Origin of the sequence: Enterobacter cloacae complex sp. P1B, from assembly GCF_014982345.1 — a bacterium.
In the GTDB taxonomy this organism is placed as follows: Bacteria; Pseudomonadota; Gammaproteobacteria; order Enterobacterales; family Enterobacteriaceae; genus Enterobacter; species Enterobacter bugandensis.
In genome coordinates this window covers 1-17824 of record NZ_JADCLF010000019.1, presented here as the reverse complement: position 1 = coordinate 17824, position 17824 = coordinate 1, and the positions used below count along the sequence as shown (strand labels likewise).

Sequence of the window (17824 nt, the reverse complement as noted above, 5' to 3'; positions counted from 1 at the left end):
TTACTCTCCACCCATGCGTGCACCGATCGCCTGATACTGCTTATCGAGTAACGGACCATATTCAGCCCGGACTTGTGAAGCGAGCTGCTGTCCGGCCACGACATTACCAGCCTGAATTTCATTACGCAGTTCCAGAAGCAGTGAATTCTGGAGGGCATTTACTCGGATGATTTCCCGCTGAAGATTTTCCCCGTCCATCTCCTGCAGGTCCTTTTGATATGCAGTATTTGCATATCTGCGACCCACTTCGAATTGAAGGAATTCGGCTTTCGACATTTTCCCCGTTGAACGGGCTACGTCTGACGCGGTTTCGTCGAAATAGGATTTCGCGCTTGGTGACTGAAGGGCTTCCTGCAGCAGCTCTTTCGTTTCATCAAGTGGCTGGCGTTCAGCAAGCATACGTTCCTGAGGGTCAGCCGCAGCGCTGATGGAAGCATTCATTTGGGTTGTGACGCCCAGGTACACTTTCCCGGCCGCACTGCTTGCTTCAGCTTTTGTCAGGTCTTTGCTTATCGAGCGGCGCGTCGAGTTCTGGATATACATCCGGGCAACGTCGGTCTGCTCCTGAGAAAAGGTAAGATCAGGTTTTTTCCCATCCTTACCTGCCCCTGTCATGAGGGAATCAACACGTTTGTCTGCACCGGGCATACTGGTATTCACTGCCGGGCAGGCGTCAGATCCACCGTATGCCGCATAGTCAATTGCGTCACAGTATTTCGCGTGAACGGCAGCTGAACGAGAAGCGTCAGCGATCGGATTGACTGCTGGTTTGTTTACGGCATTGTTGATGCTAGTGTTAGCTACCCCGCCTCCCCCAGGGCGTAAAGTCCCCTTCGCTGCACTGCTGCCGGCAGATACCGAGGTGGCACCACCTGATGCGGATTCACTACAAATACTGCTGGAAACCTCAAGGTCATGCTTTGTTTTGTTAATGCGCTCCTGACGGCTTTTCTCCGTCTGAAATTCTCGATCCGCTTTTGCAGCAGCTTCAACGGTCGTTGCCACTTTGCTTCCGTTCTGATTGATCGAAGAGCCGATTTGAGTCAGTAGGGTGCCCATCTGTGTCTGGAATGAACCAATCTGAATAGCAAGGGCATTGAATCCTGTTTTCACTACAGTAATAAGAGTCGCGTCTGTTACAGGATAAGCTGCCCATGCAGCTGCACTTACACCTCCGCTGACCAGCAGAACCAGTAATTTTTTACGAAAATTCATCTTATGCTCCCTCCCGGATTTCTTTTGATAATTCCTCAATCAGATATCCCGCTACGGTCTGGTTTTCCTGATTAAGCCCACGCTCCTTGATGCGTTCCTGGTAGCTTGCGGAGCTGCCTGAAGGGAAGCGTTTAACAAGATGTGATCGCGCAACGTCTGTACCAAAACGTTTATAAAGTTCATCACGAATGATTGTGTCTTTCTGGCTGGTACTGAAGGCCCACAGCTCAGTGGCGCTGGCCGTGTTATTTAGGATGTGGCAGACATTGCCAAGCTGGGTCTTGAAGAATGCGAGGAAGTTGGCGCCATTCGGCCCGGGGCCACGACATTCTCGACGTAAGCGAATGATTGTTTCAGGCGTGACTTTAAATTCTTCCTGAAGAATTTTTTCATCACTCGCGCTCCCGCCACGCAGAACAAAGACGTCAGTTGCGGCTTCGCGAATTAGAGGATGATGGTCTTTGAGGTATTGTGATACCAGCTCAATGACCAGACCCAGTTTTCGCCCCTGGCGGCCGTCTACAACGAACTGATTTGATGTGAAAGGATCGTCGCTAAAGTTATGTGTTTCATCAGCAGCGATCATTTTTTTCTCAGCACGGTTGGCCAGAATACGTGCTTCATGATGCGCCTTGTAGCGATCGGGGCAGTGAGGCATGAATGTTTCGGTATCGAGGAAAAAACTACGGGTACCGAGATGCCGAGCCAGCATGTAGAACAGACCTGCATGTTCTTTTTTGGTCGCCAGCACCTTTCCGAGCTCGACTGAAAGAATTCGGGTTTCAGAAGATATTTCGAAACGCGTGCGGCCAGCGAACATAGGGAAGGTTGTCGCTACGTCACGTAAATGACGGATGACATACTGCTGAATAGTTTCACTGGTTTCACTGACCCTTAATTCCGGGTACAGGTTGCTGAGTTGCTCTGATGCCGCAATGCTCGTCAACATCGTGAACTCCGGTACCGCAAAACGCTGGGCAGAAGCTGCCAGTTGAGGATGACCAGCGTCGAAAAGCATATCAACCACTTCCCACCAGGTAACGGTTTCCCACCATCGCTCATCACGTTCGGATGTCTGACGCATCTCAGACAGCGCAGCATCAACTTTAATGTCACGGCCGGGTTCGTACTGAAACTGAGATTCAGGATTTTCCGTGGCTTTGTAAGCCATGTCGACGAGCTGGGATACAAAGCCTTCAACCCCTTGCGGGATTTGCAGAGAGCTGACGCCTTCTTCATTGGTTTTACGATGAGCACAGAGTCGCTTGATGAAATTATTTATGAATTCACGTTCGTGAGGCAGTGGCTGGCGAAGTCCGAGTTGTGTGTCGAAAATGTTGGTGCAGTACTCACGACTGTTTTCAAGCTCAATGGCCATAACTTCATTTTTACGATGTTCTGGTAGTTCATCTTTGATGAGATAGATCGTGCCAAACGAACTTTTACCAACATCGAGCATCAGCATAAGAGGCAGGTTGGAGTAACCCGGAGCGATCGCGAATGCAAAGTTTGTGACGTTCATTTTCAGGGATTTACCTGAACCCGGTGTGCCTGATGAAATTCGAATCCAGGTATCCTGCAGATCCGAATAGGAATGAAGAGGAATAATTTTCCCGTCCGGAGTACACATCGGGAGCCAGCCGTTATTAAATGGTGAGGCCGGCCGTGCAAGTGGCAGCATTTCAGCTGCTTCCCGCAGTGGCGGTGTCATTACGGTAGACGGATTGCTCCTGGCAAAACCGGGTACAGTTGCAGTCCAGTAAGCTACCGGATCACCCGTTGCACCAGACATTGAACAAACACCCCATCCCTGAATCGCCAGGTCCAGCGTGCTGACGCGTCGTTTTAATGTATCCGTATCACGTGCCCAGGTTGAGACATTGAACTGCATGGCCATAACCGGGTCGTGCTCGTCAGTCCCTTTCAGATAATCAAGAGACTCTTTAACTTTCTTTGGTTGTCCAAAGAACCCGACAAGCTGCGTTGTGATATCCCTGAGCTTGCAACTATCCAGGCCACGGGGCGAGAGGTGGAACGTACAGCGAAAGGGCATGGTACGATCCATGTTCTGAAGGAGCTCGCTGAACTGGCGAATTTCTTGCGGCGCAAGCTCCATGTGCAAATTCGCATGCGCGAATTCACCTGTGTCTATGAATGGTGTTCCCTCAATAATCGTTGGGTTGTGTACACAGATTTGCCACTTAAGCTTGGTCGGAATGAAGTCATCAATGTGTTTCAGGCGGCCGCGTGGTGTCGGACCATCAGTTATAAGTTTCGGTACCCAGTTCTGAGAGGTGCGCTCTCGTTCCAGCATAATGCGAACACGTCTGGCAGCCTCATGTACATCGAGGCGGCGCAGCATTATGCCGGAGGTCCCGCTTTTATCGCAGAGCCTGAAGTTATCAATTACCCGCTCCACGTTTGTGATGTGCAATGTACGCAGCGATTTGTAGATTGTGTCGAGATCCTGGCCGTATTTAGGAATTAAGCTGGATTTCATAGCCTTACGCTTACGGGATTTCTCACCCATCTCTTCCTTCATCGTCTCCTTGGCAAGTGCAAGGAGACCGGTTTTCATTACAAGAAAATTTTGTTCGAAATGGCAGCGGCTTGCATTTTTGGAGATGCGTGAACGAATAATATCTTCAACTTTAAGGCCCATTCTGCGACTGGCCATAATTTGTGGGGATACGATGCGAGCAAGTTCGTCATAAGCGCGGTCAGGATCTTCCTCATAGGAAATCCAGAAATCTATGCCATATTTATTGCATAGAGGGCGAAGACTCATGCAAAGCTCATCGAGCATTTCAGCAAAATGGTCCTTCCCTACGATCTGGAAAACGCCCTGCAGGTCGAAAAAGGTAATAAGCTCACCTTGTTCAGTCGTGAAAATGTAGGGTTTCTCCAGCGATGTATCGTTATCCAGGTCACGTTTTGTAAGCGGAACGACAGAGTCCCAGCCTGAATATTCCGGCAGCGGTTTGTTAAATGTTGATGAAGCTACTGAGGCTAAAAATCGGGCGAAGCCTTCCATTTTATTTTCTCCAGAAAAGGAATTTGTTGAAAAATTTTTGTTTTTTGAAAGTCAGAAGGGACGGGTTAAATACCAGAAAAAGATTTCTGTTAACTTCAGTCACCTGCTCAATCTGTTCTGGAGTCATGCTTTTAAGTGCGCGATAAACCGCGGCCGGACTTGCGCTCTCATAATGTTCCCTGACAATGGCCTGGTGAGATAAAAGCCATTTCATCAGCGATTGAGCAGCTTTTACTTTTTTGGTGTCACTGCTATGTAATTCTTCAAAAATGCCGAACTGCAAATTGCACAGGTTCTTCTGCAGGTGGTTGGGTAGAAAAATGAAAGTGGCTTCATTTGTGATATGACTAAATAAACGCCATTTTTCAAAAGGAGAATCCGTTGTGGCAAACTCCCTGAATAATTCATCTGCTGTCAGTCGTTTGGCCATGTTAAAAATTCCAGGCCCGGATATGTGAGATCCGGGCCAATAAAGTTAAATGCCAGAAGAGATTTCTACACCAACGGAGTCTGCCGTTGATTGAACCCAAAACGCACCACCACCGAATAAAATGGCAGCAACAAAAAGGATTACAACGTGAGCAACTTTTACTTGCTGGTCCCCATCTGATTTAGCTTTCAGTTTGAATGCGCCCACGATAATACAAAGAACTGCCATTACGTAACCTAAGTAGATGAGGAAATCTTTAAGACTCACAAGCACATCTTTGGCTTTGCCTAAAATTTCCTGTAACGTAGTTGCCGCACTTGCTGGCGCGGATAAGGTCAGATAGGTAATGACAAAGAGTGCAGTAATTTTAAGTGCTGCGTTTAATTTTGAGTTGCTATTTTTAAACATGAAATTATCCTTTGGGTATATTTAGATGCTGTTTGCGAATGCTGATAGTAACTGAGCAATCTGGACTAAAAAGCCCCCACCGATTATGTGAGTTACCGCTTGCATCCCCAGATCACCAGTTTTACCTTCACCACTTGTTTTTTGTTTTAACAGATAAAGACCTTTCATTCCGAAAAGTCCTCCCATCATTGAAACGAAAGTAAGAGCGGCGTTAATAACGCCCGCAAATTTACCGAGATTCCCTCCTTCATCAACATACGAAAGCACACCAAATGAAATATCGCCAAGCCCTGCGCTCTGACTAAAAGAGCTGAGCCAGCTTGCATAATTACCAATAAAGGAAGCAATGACCAGTACGCCTATAATTTCTCCGGGGGTCACAGCAGTAGCCCCTGGTGCTGTACCTCGCTTCATTTTAAAACCTAGACCTACCACCCATATGAGGGATACCGTTACTCCTATTGCACCGAGCAGAAGCCAGAAAGGTTCAGTTATATTGTTTATAAGGTTTATAAACGCAACCGACATCTCTTCCATTATTGAATTACTCCTTTGGCCGTAATGACCTTCCTGAGAACAGGATCAATTTCAATCACAATAGCATTGTTGACTTTATCTCCTTTTTTAACTGAATAGACCGTGTTCCCTTTCTTCACAAAAGCGTATCCATCATAAACAGAGACAAGAGAGACACCTTTAAGCACCGGCAGGACATCATATTCCGGTTTATTAGTCGAAGGTCTCCCGATATTTTTGTTCTGATTTTCCTGAAGTAATTTGTAATCAGCCTGAAGCTGTACGTACGCACTTGCCAGGGCTTTATACTTCTCATCCCTGATGGCTGTGTTTTGCTGTGCAGCTTTAAGCTGCGCCCTGAGCTGTGCTACGTCCTCAATATCATCTTCCTGAGGCTCGTGCTCGACCGGCTTTGCTGGAACTAAAGCGGCCGGAGCGGTTGCAGCCGCATCAATATTAGATTCGTTAGAAGCCTGCTGTTGTCCGGCTGTGTCTGAACTGTCAGCTGTTACTGTCGCCCAGAGGACGAGCAGAATGAAAAGCAGCACCAGTCCACCAAAACCGTAGAGAAGGTAACGGACAAGATTACTCCCCTTTTTAGGGCTTTTGCCTGGTCTGGTAGCTACCAATTCTTCAGGAACTACCGGCTCAGCTTCCGGAATATCATCAGTCATAAATGCTTCATCGAAATCATTGGTATCATCGGGACCGTTGTTTGCTTTCATTACAAATAATACCTATTAAATGATAATTTTGGGATAAATTTTTTTAATTGATTTGCACTGAACCAGATCCGAAAACAGGTCCATTTTCTGAAGCCGGAGTAGGCGACAGCATGTTGCTCTGCTGCAGTACCTGCCGCTGGCTGTCCATCTGCTGTTGTGCTGCAGGCTGTTGCGGAACTGAAGGGGCGGATTGTTTGCTTTTATCCAAAGTGTCTGAGCTCATTACCGGGGACAGGAACTGAATCCCAAAAGTCGACTCATCCCGTGTCGCCTGGACAGGGGGTACTCTCGCGTTATCAGCTTCAAGTACTTTCGCCGTTTGTTCAGCCAGACCTCCGATGAACGTCCCTCTCACCTGATCGGCATCAACCTTGCCGGAACTGTCTGTTACTACCGTGCCATTACTGACATAGGTTGTACTGTTTGACTGGTTCTCATAAAGGCTCCCGACTTTTTGAGTCGCTCTGGCCAGTGCCGGCACAACAATGCGGCGGAAGTAGTTGTTATTTATCTCTGCAGATAACATTGACCGGCCAGTATCGAGATCAACAGGTTTAGCCTGAACTTTGTAGGTTTCACCCTTGTAGGTCATGAGTGTGAACGTCATATCAATGTCCTCACCTACCAACTTGTACCCGGCTGCGAAGATCGTTGCATTGGCCAGTTCCTGACAAATGAGCGTTGCACGCACCGCTGAGTTGGTGTTGGTATCAAGCTTGACCAGGGATTTTGCCGGACAGACTTTAAATGCTTCATACAGACGGTAAGGTGCAATTGTGGGCGCCACAACGGGAGCTGCCGCGTTCAGTGATGCGTTAGTTGTTACTGTTGGCATGATGCGTTGTGCATATTCAGGAGGAGTTCTGACTGGTGCATCAGACGGTTCAGAGTATGACCACGAGGTAGAAAGCTGCGCCAGAAGCTCCTGTGCTTCCTGACGAGCAATATTGGCAGGTTTCATTCCGGTTGCTACCTGAGAGGTCTCAGGCTCTTTAAACACGGTTTGCTTAACCGGAGCACTGGCTTTTTGCTGGGCTGGCGTATCAATTTTTATGTCGTAGTACGCGGGTATGGAAATCCAGCTTGAGCCGCTTTTCGTCGCTTCCTCAGCTTTCCTGGCGTTGAAGGTTTCTATTTGCTTGGTATAAGCCTTGTTCTCGCCGGTAGAAATATCCTGGCGGCTTGTGATTCTTGCCATCTGGGATTTTGACTCTTCCGAGGGCTTAGAGCTAACAGAGACAATCCACATGATGGCAATTGCAAAGAGGATGAAGGCAAAAAAACCACCGGCGATATATGCGTTCCGGGATTTGTCACCACCCATTATGGATTTAATCATTTTTGATTTGGCCATGATCTATAACTCCACTTTGACCGTGATAGTGCTGCCCTGCTCCATCATCGTGATGAATGGAGAAATCTCCATTTCATAGACATGGGTTCCATCTGCAGAGGAAAGCGTCTTAGAAAACTGGGTGCGAGACTCAAGTACAGAACGGACATACAGCTTGTCAGCCCGGCGCCAGACTGAGACTCGTTTGTTGTCTGTTTTAAGCTTGCTGGCGTCTTTTGGTGGAATACCATCGAGCAGTGACTGCAGCTCAGGATCCGAGAGCGCGATTTTGTTTACTGTGGTGATCGTATTGACTGGCGCAAGGGGGCCGCGACGCGGGATTCGAATATTCACCCGGCTGTCATATTTATACACTTTGTCAGCTGAAGAGGGCTCTGCATTAGCCAGCACCAAAGCAACAGGCACAGGCAAGTCTTTCAGTATCACTCCGACATCGCCGTTCCCGTATGTGACCAGGGGCTGAATAGTCACGAAAGGCTTATCTTCAAAGCCACTGACATAGAAACGTTTTGCCCCGCTGTGATTTATCGGCGGGTACTCAAGTGGCCATGGCGCACCGGTGATATCTTCAAACACAATATATGTCGGCCGCCCGGGAGCGACACGGACTACTGGTGTCGCATCTCCTGGAGAAAGACTGATGGTTTGAGATGTGATCTGCGGAACCGCATTTATTACAGGAGTGTTCATACTGGCGCTCATTTCATCCCTGGCGGACAATGCTTCGCGTATGTCTTCCGGGGACAGATTTCCCGGGCGAATTCCTTCCATCAGGGCCTGCTTGGTTGTCATCATCTCCTGCTGATTACCGCCACGTCCTGAACGTGAGGGCGCGCCGCCTGCCGCCTGAGAATCGGCTTGTGAAGGCTCGTAAGACGTCTGATCCGGGAAACGCCGCGAAGATGTGGCGCTTTCAGGTGTTGTGTTGTTCAATGTGGTACGCATCTGTGCCTGGTCACCGGTACCCTTATCTGCCCCAGGACCATCAGGAAAAGGAACCGCTGAATCGGTGGGGTCCACTGAGGCCACAATTGACACATTGCCAGAAGACGAAACAGCCGCATTCAATGGCTGACAAATGAGCCCCAGTAGCGTGGCCACGAATGCTATCTTGTAATTCATTATTACCACCCTTGTTTATCTGGCTCAGTTAACGGCCGAATCTTTTACAGGCCGGGTAATTCCCTGTGAAATGGCTACACCTGCGGGATTTACATTTGGTTCGACTGCTTTCACAGTTGTCAGCAGCGTGAAGTTCATAGGCCTTGTAACTGAGCTTTGACCAACGAATCTGATCGTGATGGGGTATTCAAGTTTCCAGTAGGCCACTTTTGATTTACTGATGCCCTTAGCAGTAATTACTGCGGGGCCAAATTCTGTACGCGAGTTAACTCTGTACTTCTTCATGATGTCGAATATTCCGGCCTCCTTCATGGCCTGGAGAATATTTGCCAGTCCTTCATCAGTGAAGCCAGAACGCCCCCTTTCAATATCCTGTTTATACGTATCGAAGTTGAGATTCATAATCATATAGAGAGAGTCGCGCGCAACGAGCTTTACGCCTTCATCGGTGATAACTGGGCGATCCAGAGAAACAAGTGGTGTAATTCCCCCCTGGGGGTTTGTAGCAAAATATTCACGTTTCTGCGTCTGAATTACCATGAACATGATCGCAACGAGAACGACCAGGCAGAGATTCGTCACGGTATTTATCAATGATGCCCTGGATAAGCGTCGACAAGACAGAACGGCCTCGCGGGCCTCATCAAGAAGTCTCTGAATATCTGAGATTTCTTCCGACGTTTTCGTTAATTGATGCTGTTCAGTGGGGCGTTTTTTCGAATTTTGTGAATCATCCATCAGGAATTTCTCGTGGCCGCAAAAGTTACATGTAGTGCGTATTATATGTAATTAACGCGAAAAAGAAACCCTGCTATTTTCTATCAATAATTTTCTAAGAAACTATATCTGACGCCCCGTTTCGGGTTGTCCAACACCTCCCCTGCCCTGTATTTCATACAGAGCAAGGTATGTGTTTCAGGGGGGAGTTCTTCTGGTGCTGTTTCCGGCGGCTACAGGATGCGCTTAACGTGCATTTATCGAAAGGAAAAAGTGTACTCTAAGTGCAATTAAGCGTTAAAGGAGGTAAAGCTGAAAAATGTACGGGATCCTGTAGGGCATTTCATGCTATATGTACTGCGTGAAATTTTAGACCTTTTTAGAGGACCGAGTCCCTTTTCCGGTCTTAATACGATCAAAATTATGCTTCCTGGCGTAGTCGTTGATAGCTGTAATCAGCACTTCGTGCTCGGTGAGTTCGAGAGACTCAGCCAGTGCTTTTGCTCTTTCACTCAGGTGTGAGCTGAGCCAGAAGCTGACCTTGGGTGGGTTGTTTTTTCTGCCGACGAGAATGAAGTCCTCTTTAGCCGGAGGGGCAGCCAGAAATTGTTCAACGGCTTGATCGTAGATTTCACCGACCGGGATATTCAGAGAGCGGGCCATTAGTTTGGCCGCGATATGATATTTTCCTGGAATTATTGCACGGCGAAGTATCCGGTTGTTACGGAGGGAAGCGAGTTGATTTTTGGCTACCGAACTGTTCATTTTGCACTCATTTTCTACCAGATCGAAAAGATCGGGAATTTGCTAAAAATACCTTGCGATACGGGCATTGTATACTGATAATAAATGATTAGTAAATGTCGCAAAGGAAGGTAAAATCATGGAGTTAAAGGTTTTTACTGAACTGGCGATCTCAGGTGGCGTTTCTGGCGTGATTATCTCAACGGATCGATCCGATGAGAGAAAGCGAAAGGTTGTGGATGTTGTGACTGTCTTCAATCAGACGATCAGACTTTCAACTGCGAACAAGATGCCCCGCTATTTCAGAAATACAGCTCATGCGCTGGATACATTGTCCTCGCAAACCGGAGAACTCAGGAAAGTAAAAGTTAAGATAATCGATGAAGATGAAGTCCAGGGCTGAAAAGACAAAGGACTTTGTGCTGGTAACACAAAGTCCCTGTATTTAAGTCTTGTACAACTAGTTTGTCGAGCCGATTCAAGAGGAAGTAAGATAGACGCGTGGTTGGCGCTGGTAACGTCCACTACAAATCAACAACAACAATGCTCTGGTAGGCACGTGTTGTCATCTTACTTCCTCTTTTGAAGGCTCGCAAGTTTTCTGCGCACCTAAAAAAGGATTTATGATGATTTTTTCGTCTGAAATGTGCTCTACGGTCTGCCCGCCTCTGGCGACTATCATTTTATGCGTACTGGATGTAACGCCATGAGCGTTCAGCCAGCTGCGTGGTCCCGCTCCTCTTCTGCACGACGGTTGCTGAGCGAAGCGCCGTTCCTGCCCAGATGCAGTGACAACAAAACGGCCGCTATTGTCCGACCGGTGGCATATGCCATTCGCTATCCCTATATGCAGGTTAACCGCAGTGGAATGGTGTCCTGGTTGATCTTCGATCTGGACCATTCGAATGCGAACATCTGGGACGACCAGGGGCTGCCGGCACCAAACTTCATCGTCAGAAACCGTGAAAACGGTCATGCTCACCTCTACTACGCAATAATCCCAGTCTGCACAACAGAGAATGCCCGCAGCCGTCCCCTGCAGTACATGAAAGCCATCTATCGTGCTATGGCCATAAAGCTCGATGCAGACGTCGCCTATTCCGGGCCTGTGGCCAAGACACCTTTCCACCCCTGGTGGGACACTACTGAGATTCATGATCGCGAGTTCGAGCTGGGTGAACTTGCTGACTATGTTGAATTACCACAGAGGAGCTGGAGCAAGGGTCCGGACCTCGACAGCGTGGCACATTCCCGTCACTGCACCTTGTTTGAAGAGCTGCGTTATTACGCCTACTCAATTGTGGCCAGAATGCGTGAATCCTCGAGCTATCAGCGCTTCCAGCAGGAGGTCGCAGCCTATGCGCATAACCATAACAATTTCCGCGCCAGGGGCTTCAGTGCCAACCTTTCCCTTTCACAGGTCAATGCCACGGTAAAAAGCGTGTCACGGTGGACGTGGGATTTCTACACCGGTAATTCACGATGCCATCGTGGTGCGATGGGGCTGGATAAATCGCTCCCCATCGAGGAAAGACAAAGACTGTCAGCAACCAGGACGCATGAGAAACGCCGCAGTAGTACGGAAGGAAAGATTCGACTGGCCGTGGCCAGACTGACGGAGCTTGGTTCTTCAATCACCCTGACTGCAATCGCAGCGGCTACTTCACTCAGCCGTCAGACGGTTGCTCGATATCAGCATGTCATATCCATGAAGATGGCCAGTAAACAGGATGTCATCCCTCTTCGGGAGGCTGTTGCCGGGTATGACCAGAACGTTAATTATGGTGTACATCAGATAACTGCCCCCAGCTTTTGTTTAGTATTCGTAACTGCCAATGGAGTAGATCCTGTTGATGAGGGAGGTGATTCTGGGCAATCCAGTCTGATTAATGTGCGTTCTGAAGGATGTGCAGATGATGACAGTAGTTGATCCGTTATTTGTTAACCCCGAGATAGCATAAATTCCATACAATACGTATAGTGTGATAACACTTCACAGCCTGTAAGGAATTACTTATGTCTTCACCAGTAACACCGGCAGATTACTTTCAGCCTGTTCTTGCTTCAGCACGTTTGCAAAATGAACTTAGTGACGAATTAACTGCTGCAGATCTACGGCTTAAAGTAGCTGAGAATCTTCGAATCAATTTCCTCCGCTTTTTTCAGCCGAACACCGTGACTGATATCCCGGAACCGGCGTCTCTAACAACGTCTCCAGATAATGTTGAAAGGGTCGATTCGCTTTTATCTAAGCTTCATGACAGATATGCAGATTTACTTAATAAGCCACACGTCTTTAATTATTACCTCGAGGATGAAGATCTGGCGGTAGCGGATAAATTCAGAAACGGGGAGGCACTGCAATTTCTAACGGAAACACTTACACCGTATCTCGCTGATCTCGCTGAACGAGGTATCTGTAATGAGGACGTGCTTCAGGAGAAGTATAAAGTGTTTCTGGGGATCTCTCCGGAAAACGGTGCCGTCGCAGCGGAAGAATTCTGGGACTCATCTGTCGTTATGTTTTATACCAGTCATATGGCATACAAAGATGCCGCTGAAAAACTGCGGCTGGAGAACGGAGACACACACGTTTCGTGGTTTGAGGAACAGCTAAATAGTGAAGATAATCAGTTGGATATGATAAACGAACCTGATAGCTCCAATCTTCAGAAACCTTCAGTTTGATACTGCACGTTCTCCTGGCCAGTCAGGTCAGGAGAATTTTTTTACTCCCAAATTTTCGTATACGAAAATCCAGGTCTTACTCTGCCAGCTTCATCTTCTTGAGTTAGTTCAGAAGCTCACTAAAAACAGAAAAGCCGGGCAACCCATCAACAAAACCACCCCCGTGGAAAGGTATTTGAGCAGCACCGGCATGTTGGCAGTATAACGGATAATAGAGCTGATGCTGAATTTAAAATTAAAAAATTCAGATAACTGCAACGTGGTAAAAGTCATTTGGTCTGTCAGTTTACAGATGATATCTATCATATGAATCAAATCTATGGCCCATGAAAAAACTATTATATGGCGTTATAAGCTGTAAATCCTTTTTGACTTCTCATTTTGAAGACTAATCAGTAGTGAAGAATTACTCTCAGATTTTGGATAATGACAGAAAGCATAGATATCCATAAATACGAATGGCGTAATCTCATAGCAGATATCAGGCCAGCTACAGAACCAGAACTTTTTAATGATCCCTGTGTTCGGCATTAATGACTGGTAATGAAGAGTAGGGTTTTAACGTATGAGATAGCCGCTTTGTACGGGATTGAAGGAGCAATCTGCATTTCGACTTAATCACTTTTCCTAGCGCTAAAATACACTTTCTCATTTTTATGATTTCCAATGATCTGGCTGAACGTTAATAATTTTGGAAATTTCTCGTATACGAAAAACGCTGAGAGCACTCAGCTCAACCAGGCGGCATGGATACGGAAGAGTCTTGGAAGATTGAGAAAGTTGCGCTATATAAATTTTCGTTGACGAAAAACGTATCCCACAGAAAAAGATTGACGGTAACCTGTTCGCCCTCCTCTTTCCCCTGCTTAAGTTCCTGAAAATTTTCGTGTACGAAAATACGGGGTTTGCCCGCGACCCTTCCCTTCATAAAATCATCATACAGGCTCAAGTCAGATGGAGAAGTATCCGCAAATTTTCGTGTACGAAGATACAAAGAGGCAATGCACAACCTGACGGATGATATCGGCAGTGCCTGGCCTACCGGGGAAATTGCTGGCTGTTCAATTTTGATTGACGATGAATTGAGCTGAACTGATGGAGGTGAACGGTAAGCTATACACACTCCCCTCCTGCCCTGCTTTAACCCTAAAATTTTCGTGTACGAAAATTCAGGGGGCGCGCCTCCCTGCCCTTTATAATATCAACACACTGGCTCAGGTCAAAAGGATGAGTACGAGTAAATTTTCGTGTACGAAAGTTTATAGAGGTAACGACACTACCTGGCGGAACGATCACGTAAGCATCTGCAATTTCCTAAAGAAATGCAGTCCATACATGTTTCGCCGGTAAATAAAGGTGTTGCACTGCTGAAGGCGAACGGTAACCGATTTGCCCTCCGTTTTTTACCTCCTTCTGATCATCTGGAATTTCGTATACGAAAACCCAGGCTCAGGGGTTTTTAACCTGTCCTTATGATTATCTGACTGGCCAGGTAATTTATCTGGCCAGATGAAAATTTCGTACACGAAAACCAGCACTACAATATTCCTTCCGGTACCGATGAGCCTGATATGTCCGTGAGCATGTGGCTACGAGAAGGATGAGACCTAAAAATTTTCGTATACGAAAAAGTAGCAAGACGAAATGAGAACCAGCGAGGCGTAAGAGGACCGGCTACGAAGAACATCAGGCGGGATGAAATCCAGAACCAACCAGGGTATATGAGTTAGAAAGCAGGGGAAGTACTGCGGCAGCGGAACAAATTTTCGTATACGAAAATTTTGCCGCAGTTACCCGGAAAGTAGCGATGAGTCCTGACTGCCCAGACGTAATGCCTCAACGGCCGACTGGCTGTCGAAGCTGAAGGTGATGTGATTACCTGCTGCAATGTCGAGAGTGAAGATACGCGTATAGACCTGGGTACTCTCAGCACATTTGTGACCCATCAGTTCCTGCAGCTCACGCTGATGCACGCGGTTATAAAGCAGGTGTACAGCAAAGCTGTGACGGAGCGTTTTCGGGTTAATGACCGGAAGAGTAAAGGTGACGCCATCCTGAGCTGCGCGGTCAACGGCACGCTTAAGCCACCGGCCAACCGTATCATGTGACTCCGGCCAGAGTGGCGCAGATTTTGCAGTAGGAAAGGTGGCAAAGAACTGGCGCATGAGCTTCACATACGCTGGATCGAACAACGGTACCGAGCGTTTAACAGCTTCATCCTTCGATGGCCTGCCGCGTCCGCGGCTTCTCTGCTTCAGCGTTCTGAGAGTAACGAAAGGCTGAACTGCATTCATGTCAAAATCCTGGCGGGAGAGGGCGAGACCCTCGTTCGGCCTGGCGCCGGTGTTCCAGAGCGTGGAGAAATATGCCAGCTGCCGGAGATCTTCCAGATACCAGAGGAGGGCAGAGACTTCCGGTGCGAGAAGATACATCGGGCCCGCGCCGCTGGTGATCACCATCCTGCGAAGTGTGATTGCCCGGTTCCAGTCTGTCTGATGCCAGAGTGATGCGTTGTTCTGGTCCCCGATCACCACATGGCCTGAAAAATCGCGCAGTGCGCTACGTGAATTCTGCTGAGTCATAGCCCTGAATTTTCCTCAGAATTTAAAATCCGCACGCATCGAAATTTTCGTATACGAAATTTTTTTCGCAGGCTCAGGCACGGATAACTGTGTCTCTGTACAGTATTGTGCATCATCATTCTGGCCGCTGCACGGAAAATAAATACCTGACGGCAGATCCTCTTTGCGTAACTTTTTTGTATATATCGAGTTTTGACGCAACAAAAAGATCCTCCGATCCTGACTAATTCAGGTTTGCGCAGCTGCGGGCCACTTTATGTTGTGGTCGGAGGTAATGGCAGGGGGCATATCCAGGAAATTAAGGAAAAAACGGGGCAGGGCAGGGCGTGCGGATCTATAACACTTTTGACGCAGAACAAGAGAAGAAACTAAGACCTGGTGGGGTAAAGGCAAATATCACTGTACCAGCTGATATTTGCCTTTCAGGCTAAGGGTTTCAGGTTCCTTCAGGAACAAAATCACCTCCTGAACTGTGTTCTGTACTGCTGGCTGCACATTCGGAAATCACGGCCTGTGCCGTTTTCTTCCTGAGAACTTTTTTCTTCAGCTGGGGCACTGCCTCACATAACGCCTTAATATGGTGAGGTTCAAGTTCCATACCTTCTTTTTTGAAGGTATCGCTGATTTTCTTGTTCCCGGCTTTACCCTGCTTCATCTCCTGAATGCGGGCGATGTTGCCGGTGAGCGTATTGTTATCAAAAAATCCCATTTTTTACCTCTTATCAAGGGGTTAGCCGGTCTTGGATGCAATGTGAGACGCGTTGGCCAGTGTCTGACGCAGCAGCTCTTCCACTCCACCGACAGCCTTCAGGCGTTTTTCGCGTGCGGCACCACCCGAAATTTGAGTGCCGTCAGCCAGTGTGAGCGGCGAACACCACGGATCACGTTTAGCAGTTACCTGCTTTGATTTAAATTTAACTACATTACCCATCTGGGAATTCCTCTAACGGAGTGAGATTTAACATAAATGTGAACCTGGGGTTCGTCATCAGTATTGGGCTAAAGGATGCCTTTGTCCATCCTGTGGATTTAAACAGCCCGTTTTGGTGTGTGGCTAAAAAAATGAAAAAAAACACGAAACAAACTGTAAAGGTGGGAATTAGTGGCATTCCAGGCGCTAGAAATGGCATGTTTCAAGTGCCTTTGAGATGGTGGTGGGTTTGTGTGGGGCAAAATTATGTAATTTGATTGTTTCAGCCTATCGGTCAGCCGGAATTGATTAAAACAAACATCATTGAATTTGTGACTTATGAGAGACAAACAACCATGGACAACCGATGTGACTTTCATAGAGAATGAAAGAATATGATAAGAATAATCTGGCTTTTGTTCGTGAATTCAGGAGATTACGATGTTTAACTTGATTATGGCTGGCGAACCGGACATTTTTGACCGGTGGCCATGTATGAATCCTGTTCTAAATGAAGGCAAAGACAGCTTCTCGATGTCCCGAATGCTCGAAGGCACCCCCACTGAGTTATATAGCAGGTTAATACCAGTAAGAACTGCTACTTTAAAGGCGCTCGCCAAGCTACCGGTGTTGTTCATGACCGAAACCTACATGAAGGACGATGATAATGATAATAACAGGTACATCCGGGTCAGACTTGGCGAAATAAGCAATTTAAGTAAAGATGGCGATGATATTTTATTCTATTTCAAGATTAATCACGATTTTGGAGAAATAAAAAGTCCCAAAACGGCATTGTATAAAGAAGTCCTTGATCTTGGTTCTTTCGGATTAAGCCGTACTCACTGGGCGGTAAAAGATAAGGATCTAAATTATGTTCTCGACAGGCTTGGTTTGGATAAGAATAATAACCGATTGAAAGCCAGAATAAATCCAAAGAAACAAAAGTATCAGATTATTGATGATATTTCGGGTTACCTGGGTTTTATAAGAGATAATACTCAGAATGGTCTCGCAACATTTTATCGTGGGCATTCCAAAAGTTCATATGAGCTTGTAGCCTCTCTTTACAGGAAAAATGAAAACGGAAATTACAGGCATCTTGCTTCAGAATCGAACCTGGTACGTGAAATACTTACTGCAAGGCCAAACGAATTTAGGGAAGACAATCATACGATTGATAAACTAGTACGAATGCAACATTATGGTTTACCAACAAGACTGCTGGATATAACTTCTAATCCATTGATAGCTCTCTATTTTGCATGTTGTTCTAATCATAATGAAAACGGGCAGGTGATTTCGTTCTCAACAGACAGAAATAAAATTAAATATTTTGACTCAGATACAGTAAGCTGCATTTCAAACTTATCACTTTT

At 47.0% G+C, this 17824-nt stretch carries 17 protein-coding genes; 4 read left to right on the top strand and 13 right to left on the bottom strand.

Features of this window, described 5'->3' with window-relative positions; genetic code table 11:
- The 10 genes from traW to INF77_RS21980 all read right to left on the bottom strand — a co-directional run bounded on the left by traW (position 1) and on the right by INF77_RS21980 (position 10286).
- The gene (gene traW, locus INF77_RS22025) at positions 1 to 1215 is read right to left on the bottom strand and encodes a conjugal transfer protein TraW (RefSeq protein ID WP_063425433.1); all 1215 of its coding nucleotides are present in this window, start codon (positions 1213 to 1215) and stop codon (positions 1 to 3) included.
- 1 nt (position 1216) lies between these two features.
- Positions 1217 to 4249 (bottom strand): hypothetical protein, encoded by a 3033-nt coding sequence (locus INF77_RS22020; RefSeq protein WP_063425431.1) that lies wholly within the window; start codon positions 4247 to 4249, stop codon positions 1217 to 1219.
- 1 nt (position 4250) lies between these two features.
- On the bottom strand, positions 4251 to 4679 hold the full coding sequence (locus tag INF77_RS22015) for a hypothetical protein (protein ID WP_063425429.1): 429 nt from the start codon (positions 4677 to 4679) through the stop codon (positions 4251 to 4253).
- 45 nt (positions 4680 to 4724) lie between these two features.
- A complete protein-coding gene (locus tag INF77_RS22010; protein WP_063425427.1) occupies positions 4725 to 5087 on the bottom strand; it encodes a DUF6750 family protein in 363 nt (120 codons plus the stop codon).
- Positions 5088 to 5108: 21 nt separating this feature from the next.
- Entirely contained in the window at positions 5109 to 5624 is a 516-nt protein-coding gene (gene traQ, locus INF77_RS22005) for a conjugal transfer protein TraQ (protein WP_063425425.1), read from the bottom strand.
- Complete coding sequence (locus INF77_RS22000; protein ID WP_063425423.1) at positions 5624 to 6328, bottom strand: hypothetical protein; 705 nt, start codon at positions 6326 to 6328, stop codon at positions 5624 to 5626. The genes traQ and INF77_RS22000 overlap by 1 nt, the downstream gene beginning before the upstream one ends.
- A gap of 43 nt (positions 6329 to 6371) precedes the next feature.
- Positions 6372 to 7682, bottom strand: a complete 1311-nt coding sequence (locus tag INF77_RS21995) for a DotG/IcmE/VirB10 family protein (protein ID WP_063425421.1) — start codon at positions 7680 to 7682, stop codon at positions 6372 to 6374.
- A gap of 3 nt (positions 7683 to 7685) precedes the next feature.
- Positions 7686 to 8804, bottom strand: coding sequence for a DotH/IcmK family type IV secretion protein (locus tag INF77_RS21990; protein WP_193532969.1), 1119 nt, complete (start codon positions 8802 to 8804; stop codon positions 7686 to 7688).
- A gap of 24 nt (positions 8805 to 8828) precedes the next feature.
- A complete protein-coding gene (locus tag INF77_RS21985) occupies positions 8829 to 9542 on the bottom strand; it encodes a DotI/IcmL/TraM family protein (RefSeq protein ID WP_063425417.1) in 714 nt (237 codons plus the stop codon).
- Between the two features lie 348 nt (positions 9543 to 9890).
- Positions 9891 to 10286, bottom strand: coding sequence for a hypothetical protein (locus INF77_RS21980; protein WP_063929425.1), 396 nt, complete (start codon positions 10284 to 10286; stop codon positions 9891 to 9893).
- Positions 10287 to 10404: 118 nt separating this feature from the next.
- Between INF77_RS21980 and INF77_RS21975 the strand changes: the two genes are divergently transcribed.
- The 3 genes from INF77_RS21975 (at position 10405) to INF77_RS21965 (ending at position 12953) form a co-directional block, all read left to right on the top strand.
- Positions 10405 to 10668 (top strand): hypothetical protein, encoded by a 264-nt coding sequence (locus INF77_RS21975; RefSeq protein ID WP_193532970.1) that lies wholly within the window; start codon positions 10405 to 10407, stop codon positions 10666 to 10668.
- A 303-nt stretch (positions 10669 to 10971) separates the two neighbouring features.
- Positions 10972 to 12195 carry a replication initiation protein gene (locus tag INF77_RS21970; RefSeq protein WP_193532971.1) on the top strand — a complete coding sequence of 408 codons (1224 nt, stop codon included), beginning with the start codon at positions 10972 to 10974 and terminating at the stop codon, positions 12193 to 12195.
- 86 nt (positions 12196 to 12281) lie between these two features.
- Positions 12282 to 12953 (top strand): hypothetical protein, encoded by a 672-nt coding sequence (locus INF77_RS21965; RefSeq protein WP_193532972.1) that lies wholly within the window; start codon positions 12282 to 12284, stop codon positions 12951 to 12953.
- A gap of 1790 nt (positions 12954 to 14743) precedes the next feature.
- Here the strand turns inward: INF77_RS21965 and INF77_RS21960 are convergent.
- The 3 genes from INF77_RS21960 to INF77_RS21950 all read right to left on the bottom strand — a co-directional run bounded on the left by INF77_RS21960 (position 14744) and on the right by INF77_RS21950 (position 16466).
- Positions 14744 to 15535: a tyrosine-type recombinase/integrase gene (locus INF77_RS21960; RefSeq protein WP_193533017.1), complete on the bottom strand. Its 792-nt coding sequence runs from the start codon at positions 15533 to 15535 to the stop codon at positions 14744 to 14746.
- 436 nt (positions 15536 to 15971) lie between these two features.
- Positions 15972 to 16244: a hypothetical protein gene (locus INF77_RS21955; RefSeq protein ID WP_063425408.1), complete on the bottom strand. Its 273-nt coding sequence runs from the start codon at positions 16242 to 16244 to the stop codon at positions 15972 to 15974.
- A gap of 21 nt (positions 16245 to 16265) precedes the next feature.
- A complete protein-coding gene (locus tag INF77_RS21950; RefSeq protein WP_063425406.1) occupies positions 16266 to 16466 on the bottom strand; it encodes a hypothetical protein in 201 nt (66 codons plus the stop codon).
- A gap of 420 nt (positions 16467 to 16886) precedes the next feature.
- Here INF77_RS21950 and INF77_RS21945 point away from each other — a divergent pair.
- On the top strand, positions 16887 to 17824 hold a 938-nt coding region (locus INF77_RS21945), incomplete at its 3' end, for an FRG domain-containing protein (protein ID WP_193543102.1).

Bases quoted from the DNA above. Each gene is read 5' to 3' on its own strand.
- INF77_RS22010 (WP_063425427.1), bottom strand. From the start codon at position 5,087: ATGTTTAAAAATAGCAACTCAAAATTAAACGCAGCACTTAAAATTACT.
- INF77_RS21980 (WP_063929425.1), bottom strand. From the start codon at position 10,286: ATGAACAGTTCGGTAGCCAAAAATCAACTCGCTTCCCTCCGTAACAAC.
- INF77_RS21970 (WP_193532971.1), top strand. From the start codon at position 10,972: ATGAGCGTTCAGCCAGCTGCGTGGTCCCGCTCCTCTTCTGCACGACGG.
- traQ (WP_063425425.1), bottom strand. From the start codon at position 5,624: ATGGAAGAGATGTCGGTTGCGTTTATAAACCTTATAAACAATATAACT.
- INF77_RS22000 (WP_063425423.1), bottom strand. From the start codon at position 6,328: ATGAAAGCAAACAACGGTCCCGATGATACCAATGATTTCGATGAAGCA.
- INF77_RS21975 (WP_193532970.1), top strand. From the start codon at position 10,405: ATGGAGTTAAAGGTTTTTACTGAACTGGCGATCTCAGGTGGCGTTTCT.
- INF77_RS21985 (WP_063425417.1), bottom strand. From the start codon at position 9,542: ATGGATGATTCACAAAATTCGAAAAAACGCCCCACTGAACAGCATCAA.
- INF77_RS21965 (WP_193532972.1), top strand. From the start codon at position 12,282: ATGTCTTCACCAGTAACACCGGCAGATTACTTTCAGCCTGTTCTTGCT.
- INF77_RS21950 (WP_063425406.1), bottom strand. From the start codon at position 16,466: ATGGGTAATGTAGTTAAATTTAAATCAAAGCAGGTAACTGCTAAACGT.
- INF77_RS21960 (WP_193533017.1), bottom strand. From the start codon at position 15,535: ATGACTCAGCAGAATTCACGTAGCGCACTGCGCGATTTTTCAGGCCAT.
- INF77_RS22020 (WP_063425431.1), bottom strand. From the start codon at position 4,249: ATGGAAGGCTTCGCCCGATTTTTAGCCTCAGTAGCTTCATCAACATTT.
- INF77_RS21955 (WP_063425408.1), bottom strand. From the start codon at position 16,244: ATGGGATTTTTTGATAACAATACGCTCACCGGCAACATCGCCCGCATT.
- traW (WP_063425433.1), bottom strand. From the start codon at position 1,215: ATGAATTTTCGTAAAAAATTACTGGTTCTGCTGGTCAGCGGAGGTGTA.
- INF77_RS21990 (WP_193532969.1), bottom strand. From the start codon at position 8,804: ATGAATTACAAGATAGCATTCGTGGCCACGCTACTGGGGCTCATTTGT.
- INF77_RS21995 (WP_063425421.1), bottom strand. From the start codon at position 7,682: ATGGCCAAATCAAAAATGATTAAATCCATAATGGGTGGTGACAAATCC.
- INF77_RS22015 (WP_063425429.1), bottom strand. From the start codon at position 4,679: ATGGCCAAACGACTGACAGCAGATGAATTATTCAGGGAGTTTGCCACA.